Annotated in this window: 20 protein-coding genes, 1 tRNA gene and 2 pseudogenes; 3 read left to right on the top strand and 20 right to left on the bottom strand. The window is 70.7% G+C overall.

The features are described 5' to 3' along the window. From yajC to pgsA, 11 genes and pseudogenes are all read right to left on the bottom strand, one after another. On the bottom strand, positions 1-589 hold a 589-nt coding region (yajC, locus tag ACFWVE_RS30445; protein ID WP_384020897.1), incomplete at its 3' end, for a preprotein translocase subunit YajC. Between the two features lie 164 nt (positions 590-753). Beyond that, positions 754-1,824 (bottom strand): Holliday junction branch migration DNA helicase RuvB, encoded by a 1,071-nt coding sequence (ruvB, locus tag ACFWVE_RS30440; RefSeq protein ID WP_384020894.1) that lies wholly within the window; start codon positions 1,822-1,824, stop codon positions 754-756. 73 nt (positions 1,825-1,897) lie between these two features. Continuing rightward, entirely contained in the window at positions 1,898-2,503 is a 606-nt protein-coding gene (ruvA, locus tag ACFWVE_RS30435; protein WP_384020891.1) for a Holliday junction branch migration protein RuvA, read from the bottom strand. Beyond that, entirely contained in the window at positions 2,500-3,138 is a 639-nt protein-coding gene (gene ruvC, locus ACFWVE_RS30430) for a crossover junction endodeoxyribonuclease RuvC (protein ID WP_384020888.1), read from the bottom strand. The genes ruvA and ruvC overlap by 4 nt, the downstream gene beginning before the upstream one ends. A 202-nt stretch (positions 3,139-3,340) precedes the next feature. Continuing rightward, positions 3,341-4,093 carry a YebC/PmpR family DNA-binding transcriptional regulator gene (locus ACFWVE_RS30425; RefSeq protein WP_384020885.1) on the bottom strand — a complete coding sequence of 251 codons (753 nt, stop codon included), beginning with the start codon at positions 4,091-4,093 and terminating at the stop codon, positions 3,341-3,343. Between the two features lie 48 nt (positions 4,094-4,141). Beyond that, positions 4,142-4,813 (bottom strand): pyridoxal 5'-phosphate synthase glutaminase subunit PdxT, encoded by a 672-nt coding sequence (gene pdxT / locus ACFWVE_RS30420; RefSeq protein WP_384020882.1) that lies wholly within the window; start codon positions 4,811-4,813, stop codon positions 4,142-4,144. A 9-nt stretch (positions 4,814-4,822) separates the two neighbouring features. After that, complete coding sequence (gene pdxS / locus ACFWVE_RS30415; protein WP_384020879.1) at positions 4,823-5,734, bottom strand: pyridoxal 5'-phosphate synthase lyase subunit PdxS; 912 nt, start codon at positions 5,732-5,734, stop codon at positions 4,823-4,825. A gap of 168 nt (positions 5,735-5,902) precedes the next feature. After that, complete coding sequence (locus tag ACFWVE_RS30410; RefSeq protein WP_384020876.1) at positions 5,903-6,445, bottom strand: hypothetical protein; 543 nt, start codon at positions 6,443-6,445, stop codon at positions 5,903-5,905. A 171-nt stretch (positions 6,446-6,616) separates the two neighbouring features. Beyond that, a complete protein-coding gene (locus ACFWVE_RS30405; RefSeq protein ID WP_384020873.1) occupies positions 6,617-7,780 on the bottom strand; it encodes a glycosyltransferase family 4 protein in 1,164 nt (387 codons plus the stop codon). Continuing rightward, complete coding sequence (locus tag ACFWVE_RS30400; RefSeq protein ID WP_384020870.1) at positions 7,777-8,709, bottom strand: phosphatidylinositol mannoside acyltransferase; 933 nt, start codon at positions 8,707-8,709, stop codon at positions 7,777-7,779. The genes ACFWVE_RS30405 and ACFWVE_RS30400 overlap by 4 nt, the downstream gene beginning before the upstream one ends. After that, positions 8,706-9,460, bottom strand: a pseudogene (gene pgsA / locus ACFWVE_RS30395) (phosphatidylinositol phosphate synthase). The gene ACFWVE_RS30400 and the pseudogene pgsA overlap by 4 nt, the downstream one beginning before the upstream one ends. A 263-nt stretch (positions 9,461-9,723) precedes the next feature. Here pgsA and ACFWVE_RS30390 point away from each other — a divergent pair. Both ACFWVE_RS30390 and ACFWVE_RS30385 read left to right on the top strand, forming a co-directional pair. Next, positions 9,724-11,928, top strand: coding sequence for an elongation factor G-like protein EF-G2 (locus ACFWVE_RS30390; protein WP_384020868.1), 2,205 nt, complete (start codon positions 9,724-9,726; stop codon positions 11,926-11,928). 316 nt (positions 11,929-12,244) lie between these two features. Further along, entirely contained in the window at positions 12,245-13,900 is a 1,656-nt protein-coding gene (locus ACFWVE_RS30385; RefSeq protein WP_384020865.1) for a hypothetical protein, read from the top strand. A gap of 139 nt (positions 13,901-14,039) precedes the next feature. Here the strand turns inward: ACFWVE_RS30385 and ACFWVE_RS30380 are convergent, their stop codons facing one another. Both ACFWVE_RS30380 and thrS read right to left on the bottom strand, forming a co-directional pair. Next, positions 14,040-14,600 carry an HIT family protein gene (locus ACFWVE_RS30380; protein ID WP_384020862.1) on the bottom strand — a complete coding sequence of 187 codons (561 nt, stop codon included), beginning with the start codon at positions 14,598-14,600 and terminating at the stop codon, positions 14,040-14,042. A gap of 83 nt (positions 14,601-14,683) precedes the next feature. Next, positions 14,684-16,660 (bottom strand): threonine--tRNA ligase, encoded by a 1,977-nt coding sequence (gene thrS, locus ACFWVE_RS30375; RefSeq protein ID WP_384020859.1) that lies wholly within the window; start codon positions 16,658-16,660, stop codon positions 14,684-14,686. A 200-nt stretch (positions 16,661-16,860) separates the two neighbouring features. Between thrS and ACFWVE_RS30370 the strand changes: the two are divergent. Beyond that, positions 16,861-17,034 (top strand): annotated as a pseudogene (locus ACFWVE_RS30370) (3'-5' exonuclease); the annotation flags it as partial. Positions 17,035-17,136: 102 nt separating this feature from the next. Here the strand turns inward: ACFWVE_RS30370 and ACFWVE_RS30365 are convergent. The 7 genes from ACFWVE_RS30365 to ACFWVE_RS30335 all read right to left on the bottom strand — a co-directional run bounded on the left by ACFWVE_RS30365 (position 17,137) and on the right by ACFWVE_RS30335 (position 24,448). Next, positions 17,137-17,208: transfer RNA gene (locus tag ACFWVE_RS30365), tRNA-Val, on the bottom strand. 39 nt (positions 17,209-17,247) lie between these two features. Further along, positions 17,248-17,697: an SRPBCC family protein gene (locus ACFWVE_RS30360; RefSeq protein WP_384020856.1), complete on the bottom strand. Its 450-nt coding sequence runs from the start codon at positions 17,695-17,697 to the stop codon at positions 17,248-17,250. Between the two features lie 60 nt (positions 17,698-17,757). Further along, complete coding sequence (locus ACFWVE_RS30355; protein WP_384020853.1) at positions 17,758-20,493, bottom strand: Tat pathway signal sequence domain protein; 2,736 nt, start codon at positions 20,491-20,493, stop codon at positions 17,758-17,760. 99 nt (positions 20,494-20,592) lie between these two features. Then, positions 20,593-21,192 carry a hypothetical protein gene (locus ACFWVE_RS30350; protein ID WP_384020850.1) on the bottom strand — a complete coding sequence of 200 codons (600 nt, stop codon included), beginning with the start codon at positions 21,190-21,192 and terminating at the stop codon, positions 20,593-20,595. A 12-nt stretch (positions 21,193-21,204) separates the two neighbouring features. Then, positions 21,205-22,137: a carbohydrate ABC transporter permease gene (locus ACFWVE_RS30345; protein ID WP_384020847.1), complete on the bottom strand. Its 933-nt coding sequence runs from the start codon at positions 22,135-22,137 to the stop codon at positions 21,205-21,207. Next, complete coding sequence (locus ACFWVE_RS30340) at positions 22,134-23,135, bottom strand: carbohydrate ABC transporter permease (RefSeq protein ID WP_384020844.1); 1,002 nt, start codon at positions 23,133-23,135, stop codon at positions 22,134-22,136. The genes ACFWVE_RS30345 and ACFWVE_RS30340 overlap by 4 nt, the downstream gene beginning before the upstream one ends. Continuing rightward, a complete protein-coding gene (locus ACFWVE_RS30335; RefSeq protein WP_384020841.1) occupies positions 23,135-24,448 on the bottom strand; it encodes an ABC transporter substrate-binding protein in 1,314 nt (437 codons plus the stop codon). The genes ACFWVE_RS30340 and ACFWVE_RS30335 overlap by 1 nt, the downstream gene beginning before the upstream one ends. Positions 24,449-24,857 lie beyond the last annotated feature (409 nt).

Here is a 24,857-nt window from a genome sequence, read left to right as displayed (position 1 = left end):
AGGGCAGGCCGTAGAGGGTGTTGCCCACCGAACCGGCGTCGGCCAGCGGCTGGAGGAAATTCGCCTCGGAACCGCCCTCGGACTTCTTCGCCTGCTCGTCCGTCTTCGCCCGGTCGGCGGCGTCGGTGCCGGCATCGGCCGGCTCGGCGTCGGCGGTGTCGGCGGGCGCTTCGGCCGTCTCGGCCGTGTCCTTCTTGCCGAAATCGACCGGCGCGTCGTCGGAGGCGGCGGAGGAGGAGTCGTCGGTCTCGGTGAGGGAGGAGGCGTCGTCGGGGACGACATCGGCGTCGGACTTCAGGTCGTGCTCGATGCCGTGGACGATCCGGTTGTACTCCTCGTCGGTCAGGACGGCACCGATGGAGTTCTTCGCGAACAGCAGCTCGACACCGGGTCCGGCGTCGAGGAGCACCGTCTCGTCACTGACCTCCTTCACCGTGGCATACATACCCCCGATCGTGCGGACACCGGAACCCGGCTGCATCTGGTTCCGCATATCGATGGCCTGCTGCTGCTTCTTCTTGGCCGACCGGGTCATCAGGAACATGGCCCCGATGAGCACAATGAACGGGAGGAGGGTCAGGAGACTCACGGGTCGGACTTCCTTCACACGACCGCGATGGTGAACGGCCTGATGGTTGGGGGTATGTGATGCCGCCGACAAGGGTGGCATCGGCGGAGTCTAGGCGAGTTCGCGCGCAGGGAACAACGCTCAGCATGGCACCGGGGTTCCTGGCGTGGCCAGTGCCGTCCGCCTCACGCCCCGAACAGGTCCCGTTGTCCGTTTCCGGCGGCTCCGGAGCCGGACGGGGTGAGGCCGAGGTGCGCCCAGGCAGCCGGCGTGGCGACCCGGCCGCGCGGGGTACGGGCGAGCAGCCCCTCCCGTACGAGGAAGGGTTCGGCGACCTCCTCCACGGTCTCCCTCTCCTCCCCCACCGCGACGGCGAGCGTGGACAGGCCGACGGGGCCGCCGCCGAACAGCTTGAGCAGGGCCTCCAGCACCGCCCGGTCGAGCCGGTCGAGGCCGCGGGCGTCCACCTCGTAGACCGCGAGGGCCGCCTCGGCGATCTCCCTGGTGATCCGCCCGTCGGCCTTGACCTGCGCGTAGTCGCGGACGCGGCGCAGCAGACGGTTGGCGATGCGGGGCGTGCCGCGCGAACGGCCGGCGATCTCGGCGGCGCCGTCGATCTCTATGCCTACGTCCAGGAGGCTCGCCGAGCGGTGGACGACCCGCTCCAGCTCGGTGGGCTCGTAGAACTCCATGTGCGCGGTGAAGCCGAAGCGGTCCCGCAGCGGGGGCGGCAGCAGGCCCGCCCTGGTGGTGGCGCCGACCAGGGTGAAGGGCGGCAGTTCGAGAGGGATGGCGGTGGCGCCGGGCCCCTTGCCGACGATGACGTCGACGCGGAAGTCCTCCATCGCCATGTAGAGCATCTCCTCGGCGGGCCGGGACATGCGGTGGATCTCGTCGAGGAAGAGGACCTCGCCCTCCTGGAGGGAGGAGAGGATCGCGGCGAGATCGCCGGCGTGCTGGATGGCCGGTCCCGAGGTGATGCGGAGGGGGGCTTCCATCTCGGCCGCGATGATCATGGAGAGGGTGGTCTTGCCGAGGCCGGGGGCGCCGGAGAGCAGCACGTGGTCGGCGGTGGCGCCGCGCGCGCGTGCGGCGCGCAGCACGAGGTCGAGCTGCTCGCGGACCTTCTCCTGGCCGATGAACTCGTCCAGGTCCTTGGGGCGCAGGGCGGCCTCGACGGCCTGGTCCTCCCCGTCGGCGACAGATCCCACCAGCCGCTCGGCGGCCGTGGGGTCGGTCGTGTCGTCCCAGTTCACTGAAAGTCTCCTAGCCGGGCGGGGCGGCGGGCGGTACGGGGATGCGGGGCTACGGGGGAACGGCGGTACGGGGCTAACGGGCGCGGTTCAGGGTCTGCAGGGCCGCCTTCAGCAGCGCGCCCACCTGGGGCGTTCCCTCGGCCGCCTCGGCCTGGGGAGCGACGGCGGCAACGGCCTCGTCGGCCTCGCGCGTCGCGTAGCCGAGGCCGATCAGGGCGGCGTGCAACTGGTCGCGCCAGCCCGCGGTGACGGGGCTCGCCGCGGCCGCCGTGCCCACCGGTGCGCCGAGGCGGTCCTTCAGCTCCAGGAGCAGCTTCTGTGCGCCCTTCTTGCCGATGCCGGGGACGGCGGTGAGCGCCTTCTCGTCGGCGGTCGCGACGGCCCGGCGCAGCGCGTCCGGGGTGTGCACGGCCAGCATGGCCTGGGCGAGGCGGGGGCCGACACCGCTGGCGGTCTGCAGCAGGACGAAGGTCTGCCGCTCGTCGTCGTCCGCGAAGCCGTAGAGGGTGAGCGAGTCCTCGCGCACGACGAGGGAGGTGGCGAGCCGGGCGGCCTGGCCGACGCGCAACGTGGACAGCGTGTTCGGCGTGCACTGGACGGCCATGCCGACACCGCCGACCTCGACGACCGCGACGTCGGGTGCGAGTGCGGCGACGGTGCCGCTGACGAAGGCGATCATGCGGTGCGCCCCTTCGGTGGGTCGGGCGATGGGCTGGATGACGGATTCGGCGACGGGTTCGGCGCTGTGGTCGTTCTCGGGCCGGACGCCCTCGATGCGGCCGTGCGTGCGGCGGGTGTGCGTGAGGCGTGCAGGGCGGCGGCCTGCTGGAGCCGGTTCTGCGCGGGGGCCCGCCAGATGTGGCAGATGGCGAGGGCGAGGGCGTCGGCCGCGTCGGCGGGCTTCGGAGGCGCGTCGAGCCGCAGCAGACGGGTGACCATCGCACCGACCTGCGCCTTGTCCGCACGTCCGGAACCGGTCACGGCCGCCTTGACCTCGCTCGGGGTGTGCAGGGCGACCGGGATCCCGCGGCGGGAGGCGCACAGCAGGGCGACGGCGCTCGCCTGGGCGGTGCCCATCACCGTACGGACGTTGTGCTGGCTGAAGACGCGCTCGACGGCGACGAGCTCCGGCCGGTATGCGTCCAGCCACTGCTCGAGGCCCTGTTCGATGGCGACGAGACGGTGACCGAGGTCGGCGTCGGCGGGCGTGCGCACGACGCCCACGCCGAGCATGGTCAGCGGCCGCCCGGCGACCCCTTCGACCACTCCGACACCGCACCTCGTCAGTCCCGGGTCCACCCCCAGCACGCGCACCCTGCACCCCTCTTCGCGGCTGATCCGCCGCCGCTCTCGCGGACCTGGTCGACCGCCGTCGGGGTTCCTCAATCGATGGTTGCGGTCCGGCGGACGGTGATCCTTGACGTGTGCCAGGCTATCGGCTGCCACTGACAGGAGCGGCGGGCCGGTGAGGACGTGTCCCCATCGGCCCGCCGGCATCGTCGTGCACGCGGCGGCGCTATGCGTCGACCTTCTCCATGATCTCGTCGCTCACGTCGAAGTTGGCGAAGACGTTCTGCACGTCGTCGCTGTCCTCCAGCGCGTCGATGAGCTTGAAGATCTTCTTGGCGCCCTCCTCGTCCAGCTCGACCTGCATGGTCGGGACGAAGTTGGCCTCGGCGGAGTCGTAGTCGATCCCGGCGTCCTGCAGAGCGGTGCGGACCTCGACCAGGTCGGTGGCCTCGCTGAGCACCTCGAAGGACTCGCCGAGGTCGTTGACCTCCTCGGCGCCCGCGTCCAGGACGGCGCCGAGGACGTCGTCCTCGGTCAGCTCGCCCTTGGGGACGATCACGACACCCTTGCGGTTGAACAGGTACGACACCGAACCCGGGTCGGCCATCGAGCCGCCGTTGCGGGTCATCGCGACGCGCACGTCGGAGGCCGCGCGGTTGCGGTTGTCGGTGAGGCACTCGATGAGCACCGCGACGCCGTTCGGGCCGTAGCCCTCGTACATGATCGTCTCGTAGTCGGCGCCACCGGCCTCGAGACCGCCGCCGCGCTTGATGGCGGAGTCGATGTTCTTGTTCGGCACCGACTGCTTCTTGGCCTTCTGAACGGCGTCGTAGAGGGTCGGGTTGCCCTCCAGGTCGACACCACCCATCCGCGCGGCGACCTCGATGTTCTTGATCAGCTTCGCGAAGAGTTTGCCGCGCTTGGCGTCGATCACGGCCTTCTTGTGCTTCGTCGTGGCCCATTTAGAGTGGCCGGACATCTGCCTGTCTCCTTCGCGTAACCCATCTCTGCAACGAACGCAGGAATCCTACAAGGGCCCGGTCCGACATTTCCCGTCGTCCGCCCGCCGGGCAGGCGGGAGGTGCCGGGCCGGGCCCGGGGAGTCGGCCTCCCTGTATCCGCGCGCCATGTCCACGAACAGGCCGTGCACCCGGTGATCGCCTGTCAGTTCCGGGTGGAACGACGTGGCCAGCGCGTTGCCCTGGCGGACGGCGACGATGTGGCCGTCGTGCTCGGCGATCACCTCCGCGCCGGCGCCGACGGACTCGACCCAGGGGGCACGGATGAAGACCCCGTGCACGGGGCCGCCCGCGATGCCCCGGACGTCGACCGCCGCCTCGAACGACTCGTTCTGCCGCCCGAACGCGTTGCGGCGCACGATCATGTCGAGGCCGCCCACGGTCTCCTGACCGGAGCGCGGATCGAGGATCCTGCCGGCGAGCAGGATCATCCCGGCGCACGTGCCGTAGACCGGCATGCCGTCGCCCACGCGTGCGCGCAGGGGCTCCATCAGGCCGAACAGGACGGCCAGCTTGGAGATGGTGGTGGACTCCCCGCCGGGAAGGACCAGGCCGTCGACCTCCGCGAGTTCCTCCGGGCGCCGCACCGGCCTGGCGACGGCGCCGGCCGCGGCCAGGGCGACGAGGTGCTCCCGTACGTCGCCCTGGAGGGCCAGGACACCGATGACGATGTCGCTCATGCCCGGGGCCTACCAGCCGCGGTTGGCGTAGCGCTCGGCCTCGGGGAGGGTGTCGCAGTTGATGCCGACCATGGCCTCGCCGAGGTTGCGGGACGCCTCCGCGATCACCTTGGGGTCGTCGAAGAAGGTGGTCGCCCTGACGATGGCGGCCGCCCGCTTGGCCGGGTCGCCCGACTTGAAGATGCCGGAGCCGACGAAGACGCCCTCGGCACCGAGCTGACGCATCAGAGCGGCGTCGGCGGGGGTGGCGACACCGCCGGCGGAGAACAGCACGACCGGCAGCCTGCCCAGTTCGGCGACCTCCTTGACCAGCTCGTAGGGGGCGCGCAGCTCCTTGGCGGCGGCGTACAGCTCGTGGTTGTCGAAGCCGCGCAGCCGGGCGATCTCGTTCTTGATCTGACGCAGGTGGCGGACCGCCTCGACGACGTTGCCGGTGCCGGCCTCGCCCTTGGAGCGGATCATCGCGGCGCCCTCGGCGATGCGGCGCAGGGCCTCGCCGAGGTGGGTGGCACCGCAGACGAAGGGGGTGGTGAACGACCACTTGTCGGAGTGGTTGACCTCGTCGGCGGGGGTGAGGACCTCGGACTCGTCGATGTAGTCGACGCCGAGCGACTGCAGCACCTGCGCCTCGACGAAGTGGCCGATGCGGGACTTGGCCATGACCGGGATGGAGACGGCCTCGATGATGCCCTCGATCATGTCCGGGTCGGACATACGGGCCACGCCGCCGTCCTTGCGGATGTCGGCGGGGACCCGCTCCAGGGCCATGACGGCTACGGCGCCCGCGTCCTCGGCGATTTTGGCCTGCTCCGGCGTGACGACGTCCATGATCACGCCGCCCTTGAGCTGCTCGGCCATGCCGCGCTTCACACGGGCGGTGCCGGTCTCGGGACCCTGGTTTTCGGAGAGCGTGCTGGACACGAGTGACCTCACTGATGGCGAAGAGGGGGTTTCTGCAGCACTGAGGAAACGTGAACGGACCAGTCCGCGGCAAGAGCCAATGGAAGGGCGGTGGATCGTTTTGGGCTGAGCTCCCCGCCCGGCATCCGGTACGGGCGTCCGGTGCGGGCTCCCGGTGGGTGCTGCCGGTCAGGCCACACGTTCGATCAGGGCGGCCGGAGGTTCGTCGTCCATCTCGAACGCCATCGGGAACGGCGCGTGGCCCGCCAGCCGGAACCAGCGCACCTTGCGGTGCCGTCGCAGGGCGCGTGCGGCCCGTACGGCGTCGTTGTGGAAACGGCGGGCCATGGGCACTCTGCGAACCGCCTCGGCGAGTTCCAGGGCCGCGTCCTCTCCCCCGGGCACTTCCCTGACCGCGTCCACCTGCTGCGACTCGGCGAAGACGGCCCGCAGCGCCTGGCTCAGCTCGCTCTCGGCGACCTCCCGCTGCTCCTCCACCGTCTGCCGAGCGGCGTGCGCGGCCTCGTAGAGCACGATCGAGGCGGCGGGGTCGAGCACCCCCGACGTGGCCAGTTCCTGGGCCACCGAGGCACGGCGCAGCAACTGCGCGTCGAGCGCGGCACGGGCGGCGTCGATCCGGGCGTGCAGCCGGTCCAGCCGCCCCGCCGTCCAGCTCAGGTAGAGGCCGGTCACGACCAGGGCGACAAGGATCCAGATCAGGGTTGCGGTCACGGGCGGCAAGGCTACCGGGGCGCTCCGCCGGGGTTCGCCGGGTACCCGGGTGCGGGCGACGGTGCCGGTGGAGTGCCGTTCACCGGAGGTGCCGTCTCCGGGGGCTGCGCCCTCGGACCCCGCTTCGGCCCGGACGGGCCGGTGATGCCGGCCGTGGCCATGTCCTCGCCGTCAGTCCCGTGCCGGTCCGAAGCGCGACCACAGCCCCGTCGTCCGCTCGTCGGCCGCCACCGCCGCGGCTCCGGCGGTCACCGTCTCGTAGACGGACATGATGTCCGCGCCGACGGTCGACCAGTCGAAACGGCGGACGTGGGCGCTGCCCCGCTCGCGCAGTTTCGTGCGCCGTTCCGGGTCCCCCAGGAGGCGTACCGCGGCCTCGGCGAGCGCGTCGGCGTCCTCGTTGGGGAACAGTTCGCCGGCTGCGCCCCGGTCGAGGACCTGGGCGAAGGCGTCCAGGTCGGAGGCGAGCACCGGCGCCCCCGCGGACATCGCCTCGACCAGGATGATGCCGAAGCTCTCGCCGCCGGTGTTGGGCGCCACGTACAGGTCGACGCTGCGCAGCAAGCGGGCCTTGTCCTCGTCGCTGACCATGCCGAGGAACTCGACCCGGGAACGGAGTTCGGCGGGCAGGGTGTGCACCGCCTCCTTCTCGTCGCCGCGTCCCGCGATCAGCAGTCGCGTCCGCGGGCGGGCGGCGAGGATCTTCGGCAGGGCGCGCATCAGCACCGGCAGGCCCTTGCGGGACTCGTCGATGCGGCCGATGAAGCCGATCGTGTCGCCCTGCCAGTCGGGCTCGGGCTCGGCGCGGGCGAAGAAGCCGACGTCCACCCCGTTCGGGATCACCACGGCGTCACCGCCGAGGTGTTCGACGAGCGTGCGGCGGGCGTACTCGCTCACCGCGATCCGCGCGCTGATCTTCTCCAGCGCCGCCTGCAGGATGGAGTACGCGGCGATCATGGCCCTGGAGCGCGGGTTGGACGTGTGGAAGGTCGCGACGATGGGTCCCTGGGCCGCCCAGCAGGCCAGCAGGCCGAGCGAGGGCGAGGTCGGCTCGTGGATGTGGATCACGTCGAAGGCGCCCTCGTGCAGCCAGCGCCGCACCCGGGCCGCAGACAGGAAGCCGAAGTTGAGCCGGGCCACCGAGCCGTTGTACGGCACCGGCACCGCGCGGCCGGCCGGGACGACGTACGGCGGCAGCGGGGTGTCCTCGTCGGCCGGGGCGAGGACGGACACCTCGTGGCCCTGGCGGACGAAGTACTCGGCCAGGTCCCGGATGTGGAACTGGACGCCGCCCGGCACGTCCCAGGAGTACGGGCAGACGATGCCGATCCTCACGGGGTTCCCTTCCGGGCGTCCTGGTCGGGGTCCCGCGCGGGATCGAGGTCCTTGAGCCACAAGCGCTGCAGCATGTGCCAGTCCTCCGGGTGGTCGGCGATGCCCGTGGCGAAGGCGTCGGCCAGCGCCTGTGTCATGACAGACGTCTTCTCGGCCCGCGTACCTGACGTCGGAACCGGGACCGCTGGATGGACCCGGCCCCGCATCACGGGCGAGTCGTCGTACCAGAGCGTCGCCGGCAGCAGCAGCGCCCCGGTGTGCTGGGCGAGCAGGGCGGGGCCGCCCGGCATCCGCGCGGTCTCGCCGAAGAACTCGACCTCCACTCCGGAGGCCGACAGATCGCGGTCGGCGACCAGGCAGACCAGTCCCCCGTCGCGCAGCCGCCGGGCCAGCGTGCCGAACGCGCTGCCGCCGCTGTGCGGGAGCACCTCCATGCCGAGGCCCTCGCGGTAGGCGACGAACCGGTCGTACAGCGTCTCCGGCTTCAGGCGCTCGGCGACGGTGGTGAACGGGATGCCGAGCCCGGTGGTGGCCCAGGCGCCCGCGAGATCCCAGTTGGCGAGGTGCGGCAGCGCGAGGACGACGCCCTTGCCGGCCGCCATGCCGTCGGTCACGCGGTGGATGTCCTTGATGTCGATGCCGTTCGCGATGCGCTCCGGGCTCCAGGCCGGCAGCCGGAAGGACTCCATCCAGTACCGCAGGTACGAACGCATGCCCGCGCGGGACAGTTCGGCGAGCCGCTCGGGGCTCGCGCCCGGCACCACGCGTGCGTAGTTGCTCTCCAGCCGCAGCACGCCCTGGCCACGCCGCTTCCAGGCGATGTCGGCGATGGTCCGGCCGAGCCGCACGGCGACGGGTTCGGGCAGCTTCTTGACGGTGGCCCAGCCGGCGCCGTACAGGGCGTCGCTCAGGCGGTCCTGCACGCTCACTTCGCGGCCCCGCTCCCGCGGGCCTCCTGCCCTCCGGCGGCCTCCTGCTCCTGGGCGGCCTCCGCGGCCTCCGCCTCGGCGGACTCCCGGCGCACCGTGACGACCCGCTGGATCAGCGTGATCAGGCTGCCGACGGCGACGATCCACAGGGCGACCGGCAGCAGGTACTGGATGCCGGGCACGCCGAACGCGTGCAGGCCCGCCAGGCCGGCCGCGACCAGGGAGACGACGAGCCGCTCGGCCCGCTCGATCAGCCCGTTCACGGCCACCGGCAGTCCGATCGACTCGCCGCGCGCCTTGGTGTACGACACCACCTGGCCGCTGGCCAGGCAGAAGATCGACACGGCGCACAGGACGAGGTCGTCGCCGCCGCCCGCGTACCACAGGGCGAAGCCGCCGAAGACGGCCCCGTCGGCGACCCGGTCGAGGGTGGAGTCGAGGAAGGCGCCCCAGCGGCTGGAGCGGCCCAGCTGGCGGGCCATGTTGCCGTCGACGAGGTCGGAGAACACGAACAGCGTGATGACGACCGTGCCCCAGAAGAACTCGCCCCTGGGGTAGAAGACCAGCGCGCCCGCGACCACACCGGCGGTGCCGATGAGCGTGACCGTGTCCGGGCTGACCCCCCGCCGGATGAGAAACGCGGCGAACGGTGTGAGGACACGCGTGAAGAATGCACGCGCGTACTTGTTCAGCATGGCCTTCCCGACGGTCGGTGTGGCCGCGTGGCCCCACTGGCCACCGGCTGGCCCATCGTAGTCACGCGCGCGCACGGCCGACGCCGGGCACCCGGGGATCCGGCACGGAGGACGGCCGGCGTACGGATTCCCGTCCCGGAGCAGCGCCGGGAGGCGGGATCGCGTCCTTCGTATGGACGCACCGTGACGGGGGTGGAAAGCTCGAAGGACCGCGGGCGTCGCCGGAGCCGTCACCGCTCGGGGTGCCCCGGGCCGGGCCCGGGGAGGATTCCGCGAGTCCGCGCCCACAGTGACCTCACCGTGCACGGGAGGCAGGACCATGGGCGACAAGGCGCGCACACACTCCGGAGCCGCCGGAAGGGCGCAGGCGGCCGACCACCCCACGTCCGTACGGAATGTGGTGCTGGTCGGCCACTCCGGATCGGGCAAGACGACCTTGGTGGAGGCTCTCGCGCTGACCGCGGGAGCGGTGAACCGGGCGGGCCGGGTGGAGGACGGCGGCACCGTCTCCGACTACGACGACATCGAGCACCGGCAGCAGCGCTCGGTACAGCTCTCCCTGGTGCCCCTCGAATGGGACGGCATCAAGATCAATCTGTTGGACACTCCCGGATACGCCGACTTCGTCGGTGAGCTCAGGGCCGGCCTGCGGGCGGCGGACGCGGCCCTCTTCGTCGTCTCGGCCTCCGACGGGGTGGACGGCTCGACCCGCATGGTGTGGGACGAGTGCGCGGCCGTCGGCATGCCGCGGGCCATCGTCGTCACGCACCTGGAAGCGGCCCGCGCGGACTTCACCGAGATGACGCGCGTGTGCGCGCAGGCGTTCGGCGGGGACGATCCCGACGCCGTGCTGCCGCTGTACCTGCCGCTGCACGGCCCGGAGGGGCCCGACGGGCACACGCCCGTGACGGGCCTGATCGGGCTGCTGACGCAGAAGCTGTTCGACTACTCCTCCGGCGAGCGCGAGGAGCACGAGCCCGACCCGGACCGGCTGCCGCTGATCGAGGAGGCCCGCAGCCGGCTGATCGAGGGGATCATCGCGGAGAGCGAGGACGAGAGCCTCATGGACCGCTACCTCGGCGGCGAGCCGTGCGACGTCAGGACGCTGATCGAGGACCTGGAGAAGGCCGTCGCACGCGGCGTGTTCTTCCCCGTCCTGGCCGCCGCCCCCGCGGCCGAGGGCGCCCGCCAGGGTCTCGGCACGGTCGAACTGCTCGGGTTGATCACCGGCGGCTTCCCGACCCCGCTGGAACACACCACACCACGCGTGACCGCGGTCGACGGCGCACCGCGCGAGCTGAAGCCGTGCGATCCCGACGCCCCGCTGGTCGCCGAGGTCGTCAAGACGTCGTCCGACCCGTACGTCGGGCGCCTCTCGCTGATCCGGCTGTTCTCCGGCACCCTGCGCGCCGACCAGACGGTGCACGTCTCGGGGCACGGACTGGCCGACCGGGGCCACGAGGGCCGTGCCCTCCACGAAGCGGACGAGCGGATCGGTGCCCTGTCCACACCGTTCGGCAAGCAGCAGCGGCCGGTGTCCCACGTCATCGCGGGTGATCTCGCGTGCGTGGCGAAGCTGGGCCGCGCGGAGACCGGGGACACCCTGTCGGCCAAGGACGACCCCCTCCTGATGGAACCCTGGGAAATGCCCGACCCGCTGCTGCCCCTGGCCATCCAGGCGCACAGCAAGCCGGACGAGGACAAGCTCTCGCAGGGACTGGCCCGCCTCGTGGCGGAGGACCCCACGATGCGCCTGGAGCACAACCGGCACACCCACCAGGTGGTCCTGTGGTGCCTGGGCGAGGCCCACGCGGACGTCGCCCTTGAGCGGCTGCGCAGCCGGTACGGCGTCCAGGTGGACGTCGTGGCCCACCGGGTGCCGCTGCGCGAGACGTTCGGCACCAGGGCCTCCGGGCGCGGACGGCACGTCAAGCAGTCCGGCGGGCACGGGCAGTTCGCCATCTGCGAGATCGACGTGGAGCCGCTGCCGGGCGGTTCGGGCATCGAGTTCGTGGACAAGGTCGTCGGCGGCGCGGTGCCGCGGCAGTTCATCCCGTCCGTCGAGAAGGGCGTACGGGCCCAGGCCGCCAGGGGAGTCGCGGCCGGTCACCCGCTGATCGACGTACGGGTGACGCTGCGGGACGGCAAGGCGCACTCGGTGGACTCCTCCGACGCGGCCTTCCAGACGGCCGGCGCGCTGGCGCTGCGGGAGGCTGCCGCGGACGCACGGATCCATCTCCTGGAGCCGGTGGCCGAGGTGAGCGTGCTGGTCGGTGACGACTACGTGGGCCCGGTGATGAGCGATCTGTCCGGCCGGCGCGGCCGGGTGCTCGGCACCGAGCAGTCGCCGGGCGGCCGCACCCTCATCAGGGCGGAGGTCCCGGAGATCGAGATCGGCCGGTACAGCGTCGCCCTGCGGTCGCTCTCGCACGGCACCGCGCGCTTCAGCCGCCGGTACGTGCGGCACGAGCCGATGCCGGCGCAGATCGCCGAGCGGGCCCGCGAGGAGGCACTCAGCGCCTGACGGCGGACGACAGGCGGCAAACAGCGGGCGGTCGGCGGCGGCCCGCGCCTCCTCACGGCTCGGACCGGACGCCGGCCACCCGGCCGACAGCTCCGGCGGTCCTGCGGGCGCCCGCGCACCACCGCGCCCGGACACGCACCCGGCAGCCGCGGAATGCGCCCCCGCAGAGGCCGTGCTTCGTACCGGCAGGCGGCTTTCGGCCGCCCACCGCCGGACGCCGGTGGCTGCGGATACCCTGAAGACCAGTTCAACAGGTGTGCGCAGCAGGGAAGTCGGGAAGGCCGCAAGACGACAGTCGCGGCGATCGGGGGCGGAAATGGCCGTTGAAGGCGGTTACGCGGAGTTCTTCGGTCCGCAGGTGCCGAGCACCGGCGACGGGGGGCAGACCCCGACGTTCGCGCTGGCCTCGGCCGCCTACCGGGACAACGAGGCCGACGAGATACTCAAGGCCAACAGCGAGTGGCACAAGTCGTCCGTCGGCAAGCCCCGGATCGCGTTGTTCCGGCCGAATCTGGGCGAGGCGTTCTCCCGGGCGGTCATCGACCGGATGCTGGGTTCCGGGCGGGCACCGCTCATCCAGTCCTTCGGCACCCAGCCGCAGGTGGTCGTGGAGCACAGCCTCGCGGCGCACCGCATCCGCAGGGAGCGGGACAACTGGCTGAGTGCCGTGATGGCGCTGTGCGGCCTGCTGTTCCTGCCCGGACTGCTGATCTGGCTGCTGGTCTTCCAGATCCGCACCACCATCGCCAGGCGCGAGGACAAGCGGGCCGGCGCGCTCGCCACCGTCCTGCTGGTCGCGATGGGGCTCCTCGCCGCGCTCTTCCTGCTCCGGATGCCCTTCGACGGATTCTGGGGCTGGTACGCGCGCGCCTGTGTCGTCGCCCCGGTGATCGGCTGGTTCTGGGCCAAGCGGATCTGCGAACGCACGGCACACGACCTCAGGGAGCGCTGGAGCAGCCTGCTCTCCGGCGGCAGTGTGGGCGCCAAGGTGCCCGAGGCGGTACCGAGCAGCCCCGGCGAGACGGCCGCCGAGCAGCTGCGCCAGTCGCTGGCCCGGCTCAGCGCCGAGCAGCAGTCCAACTCCGTGTTCTACGCCGGGCCCAAGGGGATACTCGGCATGGGCACGCGCTGGGGCAGCTGGCAGCTCGCCGAGGAGCTGATCCCGATCGACCCGGACCGGGAGATCAACCCGTTCCGCAGCTGGGACGTCATCAAGGCCATCCACGACCGGCTGCGCATGCTGGAGCGCGGCCCGCTGCACACCGGAGGCTTCCCCAAGCCGACGGTACGGCACTGGATCGTCACCCCGATCGGGGAGAACGCGGGGGCGGTGTCCCGGCCCGACGGCACCGACGTCGAGGCGTACCAGATCAAGTCGCACGCCATACAGGAGATCTGCAACAACCAGCAGTTCGGCGCGGGCGACCGGCACTACCTGGGCGTGCAGTGGACGCTGTGGGACGGCCAGTTGGTCCTCACCATGCTGATCACGGTGACGGTGCTGCACGAGACGCTGCGCATCGAGGTCACCGGGCATGCGCTGGGCCCGGTGCACCCCCTGTTCACGAGCAAGCCGGCGGCCAAGGAGAAGTCGGTCCAGAAGTCGGTCAAGTTCTGGGAGACCCGGACGGTGAAGCTCCCGCTGGTCGACACCGACGAGGTGGTGCGCCTGGCCGCCCGCGCACCGCTGACCTGGTATCCGCCGCTGCTCTACTGGCTGGGCGGCAAGCTCTCGCTGCCCGAGCCCTTCGGTCTGCGGCACGCCTGGGCGGACAAGCCGTGGCGGCACCGTTTCATGGCCGACGACGCGCTGCGCGCGGCCACGCCGGTCCTGCGGGCGGTGCACTCGGCGGCGATCAAGGTGCTGAAGGAGAACGGCGTGGACACGGAGAAGTTCGGCGCGCGCTCGTCGAACCTGAGCGGAGCCATCCAGGACGCGGCACCCAAGAAGGCCGACGTGTACGACGCGTAGGCCTCCGGCGGTCCAGCCGTGGTAGGTGCGGGGCGGGCCGGGGCGCAGCTCTCCGGGGCCCGCGCCCCCGTGGTCCGCCGGCCCGAACCGCCTCGTCCTCGATCGCCGGGCGGCCGACGGCCGCCGGCCGGATCCCGCGTCAGCCCGTCGGCCAGGCCTCCGCCAGCATCTTGCGGGTGTCGGCCAGAAGCTGCGGCAGTACCCTCGTGTGGCCGATCACGGGAAGGAAATTGGTGTCGCCGCCCCAGCGGGGCACGACGTGCTGGTGCAGATGGGCTGCGATGCCCGCACCGGCCGCCGAACCCTGGTTCATGCCGATGTTGAAGCCATGAGCACCGGACGCGGCGCGCAGGGCGGTCATCGCCTGCTTGGTGAGGTGGGCCAGTTCGGCGGTCTCAGGGGTGTCCAGCTCCGTGTAGTCGGCCACGTGCCGGAACGGAACGATCATGATGTGGCCGCCGTTGTAGGGGTAGAGGTTCAGCACCGCGTACACGCTCGTGCCGCGCGCCACGACGAGCCCGTCCTCGTCGGACTTCTGCGGGATCGAGCAGAACGGGCAGCCGTCGTCCGCACCCGGGCCGGTGGGCTTGTTCTCGCCCTGGATGTACGCCATCCGGTGCGGTGTCCACAGACGCTGAAACGCGTCCTGGACTCCGACTCCGATCTGCTGCTCAGGCTCGCTCGTCATGGTGTGCAGCATATGACTTCACACCGCTGGAGCAGAAAGGCCCCCGGGAGACGTGATGCCTCCCGGGGGCAGTCCCCGCGCAGGCGGGGAGCACGTCAGACCTGAACGCGACGCTCCACCACATCGACGAGCTTGGCGATGGCCTCGTCACGCGGAATGCCGTTCTCCTGCGAACCGTCGCGGTAGCGGAACGACACGGTGCCCGCGTTCATGTCGTCGTCACCGACGATGATCATGAACGGGACCTTGAGCTTCTGCTGCGTGCGGATCTTCTTCTGCATGCGGTCCGAGGAGGAGTCCACCTCGACGCGCAGGCCCTTGCGCTTCGCGTCGGCGGCGAACTTCTCCAGGTACTCCACGTGGGCGTCGCCGACCGGGATGCCCACCGCCTGCACCGGCGCCAGCCACGCCGGGAAGGCACCCGCGTAGTGCTCCAGCATCACCGCGAAGAACCGCTCGATCGAGCCGAACAGCGCACGGTGGATCATGACCGGGCGGGTCTTGGAGCCGTCCGCGGCCGTGTACTCCAGGTCGAAGCGCTCCGGCAGGTTGAAGTCGAGCTGGATGGTCGACATCTGCCAGGTACGGCCGATCGCGTCACGGGTCTGGACGGAGATCTTCGGGCCGTAGAAGGCGGCGCCGCCCGGGTCCGGGACCAGGGGCAGGCCCTGCTTCTCGGCGACCTGGCGCAGCGTCTCGGTGGCCTCTTCCCATGCCTCGTCGGTGCCGACGAACTTTTCGGGATCCTTGGTGGACAGCTCCAGGTAGAAGTCGGTCAGGCCGTAGTCGCGCAGCAGGCCGAGCACGAAGGTGAGCGTCCTGTCGAGCTCCTCCGCCATCTGCTCGCGGGTGCAGTAGATGTGCGCGTCGTCCTGGGTGAAGCCGCGGGCGCGGGTCAGGCCGTGCACGACGCCCGACTTCTCGTAGCGGTACACGGTCCCGAACTCGAAGAACCTCAGGGGCAGTTCACGGTACGACCGGCCGCGCGCGTCGAAGATCAGGTTGTGCATCGGGCAGTTCATGGGCTTGAGGTAGTAGTCCACGCCCTCGTCGAGCTGCATGGGCGGGTACATGCCGTCGGCATACCAGTCCAGGTGGCCCGAGGTCTCGAAGAGCTTCCCCTTCGTCGCGTGCGGGGTGTAGACGAACTCGTAGCCCTCCTCCTCGTGGCGGCGCCGCGAGTAGTCCTCCATGACCCGGCGGATGATGCCGCCCTTGGGGTGGAAGACGGCGAGGCCGGAGCCGATCTGCTCCGGGACGGAGAACAGGTCGAGCTCGCTGCCGAGCTTGCGGTGGTCGCGCTTCTCGGCCTCGGCGAGGAACTCCAGGTGAGCCTTCAGCTCGTCCTTGGTCGGCCAGGCGGTGCCGTAGATGCGCTGGAGCTGCTTGTTCTTCTCACTGCCGCGCCAGTACGCCGACGCGTTGCGCATCAGCTTGAACGCCGGGATGTTCCGGGTCGTCGGCAGATGCGGGCCACGGCAGAGATCCCGCCAGCACAGCTCGCCGGTCTTGGCGTCGAGGTTGTCGTAGATCGTCAGCTCGCCCGCACCGACCTCGACGTCCGCGCCGTCGTCGTGCGAGGCGGAGCCCTTGAGGCCGATCAGCTCGAGCTTGTACGGCTCGTCGGCGAGCTCCTCGCGGGCGGCGTCGTCGGTCACCACGCGACGCGAGAAGCGCTGGCCGCGCTTCTGGATCTCCTGCATGCGCTTCTCGACGGCCTTGAGGTCCTCGGGCGTGAACGGCTTCTCCACGTCGAAGTCGTAGTAGAAGCCGTCCTTGACCGGCGGGCCGATGCCCAGCTTGGCCTCGGGAAACAGCTCCTGCACGGCCTGGGCCATGACGTGCGCGGTGGAGTGGCGGAGGATGTCGAGACCGTCCGGGGAGGAGATCTCGACGGCTTCGACGGTGTCGCCGTCCCCGACCTCGTGGGCGAGGTCCTTGAGCTCACCGGCCACGCGCGCGGCGACGACCGCGCGCTCGCCGGCGAAGAGCTCGGCGGCCGTGGTGCCCGTCGTCACCACGCGTTCTTCCCGCTCGGAATCCCGCTGGATGATCACACGGACGTCTGACACCGGTCTCTCCTGACTGAAGGCTGGGCTGCGGCGCCATACCTGAGCGCACGCACGGGTGCGATCGTACCGACCCGGACCGGTGCGGGTCGAAATCATTGCCCGTGGCCGTATCCGCCACCGTCCCCGCCCGCGTCCCTCGTGCCGTCCCGGTGATCGTCGTCGGCGCCGCGGGCCTCGCCGGGGAGGACCGCGGTTTCCGCGACGCGGTGGCGCCGCCGGGGGTCACCCGCGCAGTGGGCCGCCGCTTCGTGTTCCGTCCGGAGCGCCTGTCCCCCGGCGAGCTCCCCACCCTGCGGGCGGTGCGGCACGCGGGCCAGGTCCGGGGCCTTCATGCCTGGTTCGCCCGCAGCGGCACCCCGGAGCCGGCCGGCCCGGACCCGCGCCCGAACTGCGGTCAGCAGCGTGGGGGTTCCTTCCGGGCATGTGGCTCCGAGCGCGAAGAAGCCGGTCCGCCTGGGGCGGACCGGCTTTCCCGGTGGGCGATACTGGGTTCGAACCAGTGACCTCTTCGGTGTGAACGAAGCGCTCTCCCACTGAGCTAATCGCCCGGGAACGGACCGAACGATACAGGGCCGGGCGGGCTCGGTTCAAACCGCTTGGAGGTACGCGGCCAGTCCGCGCCGCCCGGAGCGCATCATCAGGGCGTGGTTCGCGCAGAAGAGGGGGCGTCCGGGCACGGCGAGGCGGCGCAGGAGGGGCTTGCGGACGTCGACCTCCTGGTCGTAGCGGGCGAGTGTGCCGGCGGGGCCGGCGGGTGTGACGGTCCAGCGGGCCCATCCTTCGAGATCCCCCGACAGACGTACTTCGAGGATGTCGGCCGCGGCATCGCGCCGTGTCTCGCGCAGGGTCGTCCTCAGGTCGAAGGGCAGTACGGAGCGGATCCGGACGGCCCCGCCGGTGGCGTCGAGCCTGGTGACCTCACGCACCTGCGGCCACCAGCGGGGATAGTCCTCGACGCGCTCCAGGGCTCGGTACACCGGCCCGGCGGGCGCGGGCAGGCTCCACAGACTGCGGAAGCGGTAATGGTTGCGGTCCATGGAGGGAGTGTGCCCGTCCGCGCCCGGGGCGTACGGTCTCCTACGGCCTCTTACCGCCTCCTACGGCATCCGGTCGCCCAGCAGGGCGAGGTTCTCGATGGCGGCGAGGCCGTAGAGCGCGGTGTCGTTGGTGGACACCCAGGTGGCCTCGCTGCCGGCGACCAGGGCGGTGGGGCCGGTCACCTTCTCGGTCTTCCAGGGGGCGGATTCCCTGTAGCCGTCGGAGTTGTAGAACTTGTCCCAGGCCCGGTCGGCGAGTTGGTCGTCGCCGGTCTGCACGGCGGCGTAGGCGTCGAGGCGGGAATGGCCCTGGAAGAGGATCAGGCTGCCGAAGTGGGAGCCGTAGCGGGCCGCCTGTTCCGTCCTGCTCGCGTTGAAGTAGCGGCAGTAGTCGTAGTACGCCTCGTTGAAGGCCGGCATGTCGACGAGGTCGATGAGTTCGGCGCACAGTTCGTTCAGGCCGAAGACGGCCGAGAGGTGGGAGACGCCGACCACGGGTTCCTCGGCGATCGCGAACTTGCCGGTGTCCAGGTCGTACAGTCCGGTGCCCTGGACGAATCCGTTGGGCTGGGCGGCGATGGTCTCCATGGTGGACAGGACGCGCGCCCTGGCCTTCTCCCACTTCGGGCCCCGGCGTTCCCATTCGGTGAGCCAGGCCGAGACCAGGCCGCTCCAGTCGGTGCCGAAGCCGATGGACAGGGCGTGCCGGTCGGGGGTGTACGGCTCGGTGCGGATCTTGCGGATGGGGTCGAGGACGAGGAAGGTCTCGTCGGAGTCGACGTTGGCGTGCATGAGGTCGCCGACGCGTTCGTCGGCGGTGAGGAAGTAGTAGTAGCGCCGGTAGGTGGTGTTGGCGATGCGCTGCTGCTTGGCGCTGTCGGCCCAGTGCTGGACGCCGTGCCGGGTGCCGAGGCCGGCCCACTGGCCCAGGTGGTAGACGTCGACCTCGCCGGTGTGCCGGGTCATCGCCTCGGCGAAGCGGAAGATGTCGGCGCGGCCGCTCCTGAGATAGGCGTACCAGAGCCAGAGGTCCGGTGAGAGTTCGGAGTTGTCCCAGGCGTAGCCGCCGACGTCGTAGCGCCACTGGTGCCGGGCGGTGTCGTAGGTGTGCATGATGTCGCCGTAGTCCCAGAAGCCGTACCAGCGGCGCATCTCCACCTGGTCCTTGTAGTAGGTGAAGAGGAAGTCGAGGTGGTCCTCGATCTTCGCCTTCGCCGGGGTGGAACGGTCGGGTGCGGAGAAGAGGCCGGGGCCGAACACCTTGGCGCCGATGAGCTGTCCCGGAGGTGCGGCGAGCTGCGGGAGGACGCGGACGGCCTCGACCTGTTGTGCGAGTTCCTCGGCGCTCGGGGTCGACTCGTTGGCCCAGAAGAGGAGTTCGGAGGTGCGGGCGATGCCGTAGGGGGTGCCGAACTCGGGCTCGTAGTCCTCGTAGGTGATGTTGAGGCCTTCGAGCTGTTCGGGGAAGGTGTCCTGGCCCATGCCGTCGTGGTAGAAGCGCAGGTCCATGGGCTGCGCCTCGGGCGACCAGAGCCAGAGGGTGACCTCGGCCGCGTCGGTGTGGGCGTCGCGGATGTCGAGCTGGGCGGGGTGCTTCTCCCAGAAGTCGCGCAGGCCGAAGGAGAGTCCTCCGCTGACTCCGCCGACGTAGCCGAAGCCGGAGGCGCGCCGGCCGCCGCCTGCCGGGATCCAGCCGTAGCCCTTCTTGGTGCGCTTGCGCAGGGCGAAGCCGTCGGCGGAGAGCTGGGAGAGGGTGTAGTCGCCCCATTCGGGGATGTACTGCAGGCGGGTGGTGACCCGCTGGTCCCAGGTGGCGGGGTCGGGGAGCTTCTCGCCGGCGAACTGGGCGGCCTGCACGGCGGCACCCGGGTCCCGGCGCAGTCCGGTGATGCCCTTGACGGCCTCGCGCAGCAGGCCTGTGCCCTCGCCGCCGATGCGGATGTGGCGGTCGTAGGACTCGTCGCGCAGGGGCACGGTGAAGCGGACGCCGATGCCGCGGATGAAGTCGCCGCTCGCCCTGCCGGGTTCCTGGGTGCCGTCGTAGGTGATGGTGTGCACCATGCGGAAGGAGTCGGCGCCCGCGTAGAAGTAGAGGCGGATGGAGAAGGGCAGCCAACCGCGGCGGCCCTTGCGGTGTTTGCCGTCGACGCGGACGACGGCGCGGACCGGCCCTTCCTGTTCGACGGTGACGTCGTCGATGGCGCCGTCGAAGCGCTCGGTCCTGACGGTGGTCTGGTCGCCGTCCTCGGACTCGGGCTGGCGCAGCAGGACGAGGCGCCCGTTCCGGGCGATCTCGGTGGAGCCGCGGGTGACGGACCTGATGACGGTGGCGCCGGACTTGGAGATCTTCGCGGTGATGACGCCGGTGGAGATGTCGATGGTGCCGCCGCGCCGGTCGACGGTGACCTTCTTCTCGGGCACCTCGGGGGTGCCGGTGGTCAGGGTGAGCTTGCCGGTGCCGGAGCTCACGGCGTGCGCGGTCCACTTCAGGGAACCGTCGGGCCAGTAGGCGAGGGGCCAGGACTGTACGGGCACGGCCCTGCCGTCCGCGTCGGTCAGCGCGAAGGTCCGGTCGTCCTGGTGGGCGCCCTTGGGCCAGGGCACGCCGACGGTGGACCCGGGCGCCGCGCCCAGACCGCCGTCCTCGAGCCAGTCCAGGGTCACGGGGTCGTCGGCGGCGGTCTCGGCTCTCGGCGCGGCGACGGCGTCTCGGCTGCCGAGGGCCCAGCTGAACTGGGCGGCGGCGCCTGCGACGGCGGCTGCCTTCAGGAGGGACCTGCGGGGGATGGGGGACATGGCCTTTCCTTTCCGTGCGGGATGCAAGGTGATGTCAAGGGCATGACAGGCAGAGGCGCGGCGCCGGGGCGCCGGCCCTGGTGAGGAAGGCACCGCCCGTCAGCGGTGCCGGTAGCGCTCCTCCACGGCGACGGCGGCCGCCGCGACCGCGCCGAGGACGGGCAGGGCGAGCGGCGCGCTGAACCAGGCGGAACAGACCACCACGGCCAGCCCGCCGACGACCAGGAAGGATCCGGCGGGGTCGAGCACGGTGCGGTGGCCGGCCCCGGCGAGCAGCGCCCGCCAGGAGTCCCCGGGTCGCCAGGACGCCGCCGCGCGCAGCCCGGCGACGACCACCGCGATCAGGGCGAGCACACCGACGGCGCCCACGAGTTCACCGCCGGGCAGCCCGGCGCGTACGGCCCGTACGTCCACCCAGACCACGGCGAGGGCGGCCCACCCGGCGAGTCCGACCTGCCACCCGCCGCGCAGCGCCGACCGGAAGTCGGCCGCGAACTCCCGCAGTCCGCCGCGCTCGTGGGTGAGGTGCCGTCCGAGGTGCCGGGACCCGGCCGCGAACGCCGCGGGGTAGGTGACCAGCGGCAGCGAGGCCAGCGCGATCCACACCCCGGTGAGCAGGCACTCGGCGAACAGGGCGAACTTCCCGGCGAGCGGTGACTCGCCGCGTGCGGCACGGGCCTCGGCGTGCGCCTCGGTCATGATCGGTTCACCTCAGCCCTTCAGGCCGGACGTGGCCATGCCGTCGATGAGATAGCGCTGGAAGGCCAGGAAGAAGGCCAGCACCGGCAGCAGCGCCACCAGGGACATGGCGATCATGCCGCCGTAGTTCGCCAGCGCTTCCTGGTCGACGAACATCTTCAGCCCGAGCGAGACGGTGTACTTGCCGGGCTCGTTGAGGTAGATCAACGGGCCCATGAAGTCGTTCCAGGCGTTGATGAAGGTGAAGATGGCACTGGTGATCAGGGCCGGCCGGCACAGCGGGAGCACGATCGACCAGTAGATGCGGAAGTGCCCGCAGCCGTCGAGCCGGGCCGCCTCGTCGAGTTCCCTCGGCAGGTTGCGCATGAACTGCACCATCAGGAAGACGAAGAACGCCTCCGTGGCCAGGTACTTCCCCAGCAGGAGCGGGGTGTACGTGTTGATCATGTCCATGTTGCGGAAGAGCACGTACTGCGGGATCAGCAGGACGTGGTACGGCAGCAGCAGGGTGCCGATCATCAGAGTGAAGAGCAGATTGCGGCCGGCGAACCTGATCTTCGCGAAGGCGTAGGCGGTCAGTGAGCAGGACACCACGATCCCGATCACGGAACCCACCGCGAGGAAGAGCGAGTTGAAGAAGAACGTGGAGATCGGGATGTCCGCGATGCCGTCGGCGAGGCTCGTGTAGTTCGAGGTGATCGGGTCGGCCGGGAAGAGGTCCAGGCTGCCGACGATGTCCTCGCTGCTCTTGAAGGAGCCGCCGATGACCCAGATCACCGGATAGAGGAGCACCGCGAGGATCGCCAGTGACCCGATGTGCCAGGCGAGCGAGCCGGGCAGCCTGCGCCGCAGGGCACCCGCCCTGGTGGACCGGGCCGGTGTGACGTCGGGGGCCGATGGGGGCGCCCCCTGCCCGAGCGAAGTCGAGAGATCGGGGGAGCTCATCGGCCGCCCTCCTCGTAGTGCACCCAGCGCTTCTGGGACCAGAAGAGCACCGCGGTGACCAGGGCGACCGCGACCAGCAGCATCCACGCCATGGCGGAGGCCAGGCCCATCCGGCTGTTCTCGAAACCCTGGACGTACAGATAACAGGTATAGACCATGGTCCCGTCCGCGGGACCGCACGCGTTGCCTCCGGCGCCGCCGCCGACGATGTAGGCCGAGCTGAAGATCTGGAAGGAGTGGATGGTCTCCAGCAGAACGTTGAAGAAGAGGACCGGGGAGATCATCGGCAGGGTGATGTTCCAGAACTGCCGGAGCCTGCCCGCTCCGTCGACGTCCGCCGCCTCGTACAGCTCGCGCGGCACCTGCTTCAGGCCGGCCAGGAAGATGACCATGGGGGCACCGAACTGCCAGACGGTGAGCGCCACCAGGCTGTAGATGATCAGGTCCGGGTCACCGGTCCAGCCGCCGACGTCGATCCCGAAAATCTTCTGCGCGCGGTCGACGATCGCGTCGTCGGAGAAGATCGCCTTCCACACGATGGCGACGGAGACGCTCGCCCCGATCAGCGACGGCGCGTAGAAGGCGGCCCGGTAGAAGGCCTGTCCGCGCCGTTTCTGGGCCAGCAGCAGCGCCACCCCGAGCGCCGCGATCAGTTTGATCGGCGTACCGACGGCCACGTACCAGAGCGTGACCTGCACCGAGTGGCGCCAGCGGGGGTCGGCGAACATCTCGGAGAAGTTGTCCAGGCCGATCCACCTGGGGGCGTCGAACAGGTTGTAGTCGGTGAACGCGAAGTACAGGGAGGCGATCATCGGGCCTGCCGTCAGCAGCAGGAACCCGGCGATCCAGGGGGACATGAAGAGGTAGCCGGCCAGGTTCTCCCGGCGGCCCCGCCGCTTGAGGGCGGCGGGGCGCGGGGACGTCACCGGACCGTGCCGCGGCTCGGAGTCCCGGGTGAGGTCCTCCGTCGCAGGGGCGTGTGTCACGGTGCTTCCCATCAGCCGGCGAGAGCCGTCTTCGACTCGGTGAAGAACTGCTTGACGGCGTCCGCCACGGAGCGCTTGCCCAGGCCCAGCTCCTCGCCGATGCGCAGGAAGGCGGCCTCGCAGATGTCGGCGCCGTTCGGGTGCGGGGTGATCGGTTCCAGGACGCCCGCCTCGACGAGGGACTCCTCGTACGCGGCGATCGCCTTGTTGACCGGGTCGGTCGGCTGGTACGCGTCGTACTGGGCCTGCGTCGTGGGCACACCGCGGTCATAGCCCATGATCTTGGCGACCTCGGGGTCGTGCACCATGAAGTCGATGAACTGGGCGACCTCCTTGGGATGCTGGGTGCGCTTGGAGGCGCTGAGCATCAGGGAGCCGAGGTACTGGCCGGTCTTCTTGCCGTCCGTGGTGGGGATGGGCGCGAGGCCGTACTCGCTCTTGCCCTCGGAGGTGTAGCGGACGGTGAAGTTGTCCCAGGTGAACTCGCTTCCGGCGAGTTCGGCGGAGAGCGCCGACTTGGGCTTGATCTGGGCGACCTTCTTCGGGTCGGCGAACAGGCCGGTCCTGACACCCTTCTCGGCCTTGGTCCACCACTGGGTCAGATCCGCCTCGGTGAAGCCCAGGCCGTCCTCGGTGAAGAAGGCCTTGCCGTTCTGCCGCAGATACAGGTCGTAGAGGTACATGACGCCGTACATGCCGCTGTCCCCGGCCCGGCCCGCCTTGTCGCGGATCCTCGCCATCGCCTCGTCGAAGTCGTCCCAGGTCCAGCCCTGTTCGGGCTTGACGCCGGCCCGGGTGTAGACGGGCTTGTCGATGACCAGGGCCAGCGAGTTCGACCCCACGGGCACGCCGAGGAGCTTGCCGTCGACCTCGCCGAACTTCTCCAGGCCCGCCCGGAATCCCTCCATGGAGAGGTGGCCCGCCTTCACCTGCTCACTGAGATCGAGCAGCACGTTCTTCGCGTCGTATTTACGCAGGAATCCGATGGCATTCTGGAACACGTCCGGCGGATTCCCCCCGGAAGCCTGCGTGTTGAACTTCTTCCAGAAGTCGGTGTACGGCTGGAAGTCGGTCTTGATCTTGATCTTCGGATACTTCTTCTCGAAGAGCGCGATGGTCTTGTTGATGCGCTCCGCCCGGTCCTCGGCACCCCACCAGGAGTAGCGGAGCGTCACCGTTCCGTCACTCGATCCGCTTCCGCCGCCGCACGCGGTGGCCGTGGCGCCCAGCCCCGCGACGGCCAGTGAGGCCCCCGCCGCCTTGAGGACCGTGCGCCTACCGGCCCGCCTCGCGACCCGCCCCTCCGAATTCCCGCCCTGCTGCATACGAGCCTCCTCGCGACGTCGCGTCCGCCTCATGAATCGTTTCAAGTAAGCGCTTGCTGGCACAAAGTACGGAGGAGCCACGGGCGCGTCAATGATTCGGACAGGAATTGATGGGCGCACCGGCCTGACGCCGCCCGCGACGGCCCGCGCCCTTTCGACGGGCGCGGGCGCAAACACCCAGGTCCACGCGGTCCGGCCGACGGACCGAACACCGTGGGGGCCGCCGGAACGCGGGGCCCGGAAGGTCACGGTTGAGTGAAGGGCGACGCGGGCAGGGCGGTCGCGCCGCCCGCCGGACCGTCACGGGCGAACCGGCCCGGGCGTCGCGCGAACTCGCCCCCACGCACTCGCGCGCCGGCCGGGGACACGGACACACAGACGCGCCGCGGCCCGGCTCACTGTCGGTGAG

Source organism: Streptomyces sp. NPDC058632, assembly GCF_042717095.1.
Lineage (GTDB): Bacteria > Actinomycetota > Actinomycetes > Streptomycetales > Streptomycetaceae > Streptomyces.
The sequence above is the reverse complement of the archived record's forward strand: the minus strand, read 5'-3'. Positions and strand labels throughout refer to the sequence as shown.

Bases quoted from the DNA above. Each gene is read 5' to 3' on its own strand.
- ruvA (WP_384020891.1), bottom strand. From the start codon at position 2,503: ATGATCGCCTTCGTCAGCGGCACCGTCGCCGCACTCGCACCCGACGTC.
- ACFWVE_RS30425 (WP_384020885.1), bottom strand. From the start codon at position 4,093: ATGTCCGGCCACTCTAAATGGGCCACGACGAAGCACAAGAAGGCCGTG.
- pdxT (WP_384020882.1), bottom strand. From the start codon at position 4,813: ATGAGCGACATCGTCATCGGTGTCCTGGCCCTCCAGGGCGACGTACGG.
- ACFWVE_RS30390 (WP_384020868.1), top strand. From the start codon at position 9,724: ATGGGCGACAAGGCGCGCACACACTCCGGAGCCGCCGGAAGGGCGCAG.
- ACFWVE_RS30385 (WP_384020865.1), top strand. From the start codon at position 12,245: ATGGCCGTTGAAGGCGGTTACGCGGAGTTCTTCGGTCCGCAGGTGCCG.
- ACFWVE_RS30380 (WP_384020862.1), bottom strand. From the start codon at position 14,600: ATGCTGCACACCATGACGAGCGAGCCTGAGCAGCAGATCGGAGTCGGA.
- ACFWVE_RS30360 (WP_384020856.1), bottom strand. From the start codon at position 17,697: ATGGACCGCAACCATTACCGCTTCCGCAGTCTGTGGAGCCTGCCCGCG.
- ACFWVE_RS30355 (WP_384020853.1), bottom strand. From the start codon at position 20,493: ATGTCCCCCATCCCCCGCAGGTCCCTCCTGAAGGCAGCCGCCGTCGCA.
- ACFWVE_RS30350 (WP_384020850.1), bottom strand. From the start codon at position 21,192: ATGACCGAGGCGCACGCCGAGGCCCGTGCCGCACGCGGCGAGTCACCG.
- ACFWVE_RS30345 (WP_384020847.1), bottom strand. From the start codon at position 22,137: ATGAGCTCCCCCGATCTCTCGACTTCGCTCGGGCAGGGGGCGCCCCCA.
- ACFWVE_RS30340 (WP_384020844.1), bottom strand. From the start codon at position 23,135: ATGGGAAGCACCGTGACACACGCCCCTGCGACGGAGGACCTCACCCGG.
- ACFWVE_RS30335 (WP_384020841.1), bottom strand. From the start codon at position 24,448: ATGCAGCAGGGCGGGAATTCGGAGGGGCGGGTCGCGAGGCGGGCCGGT.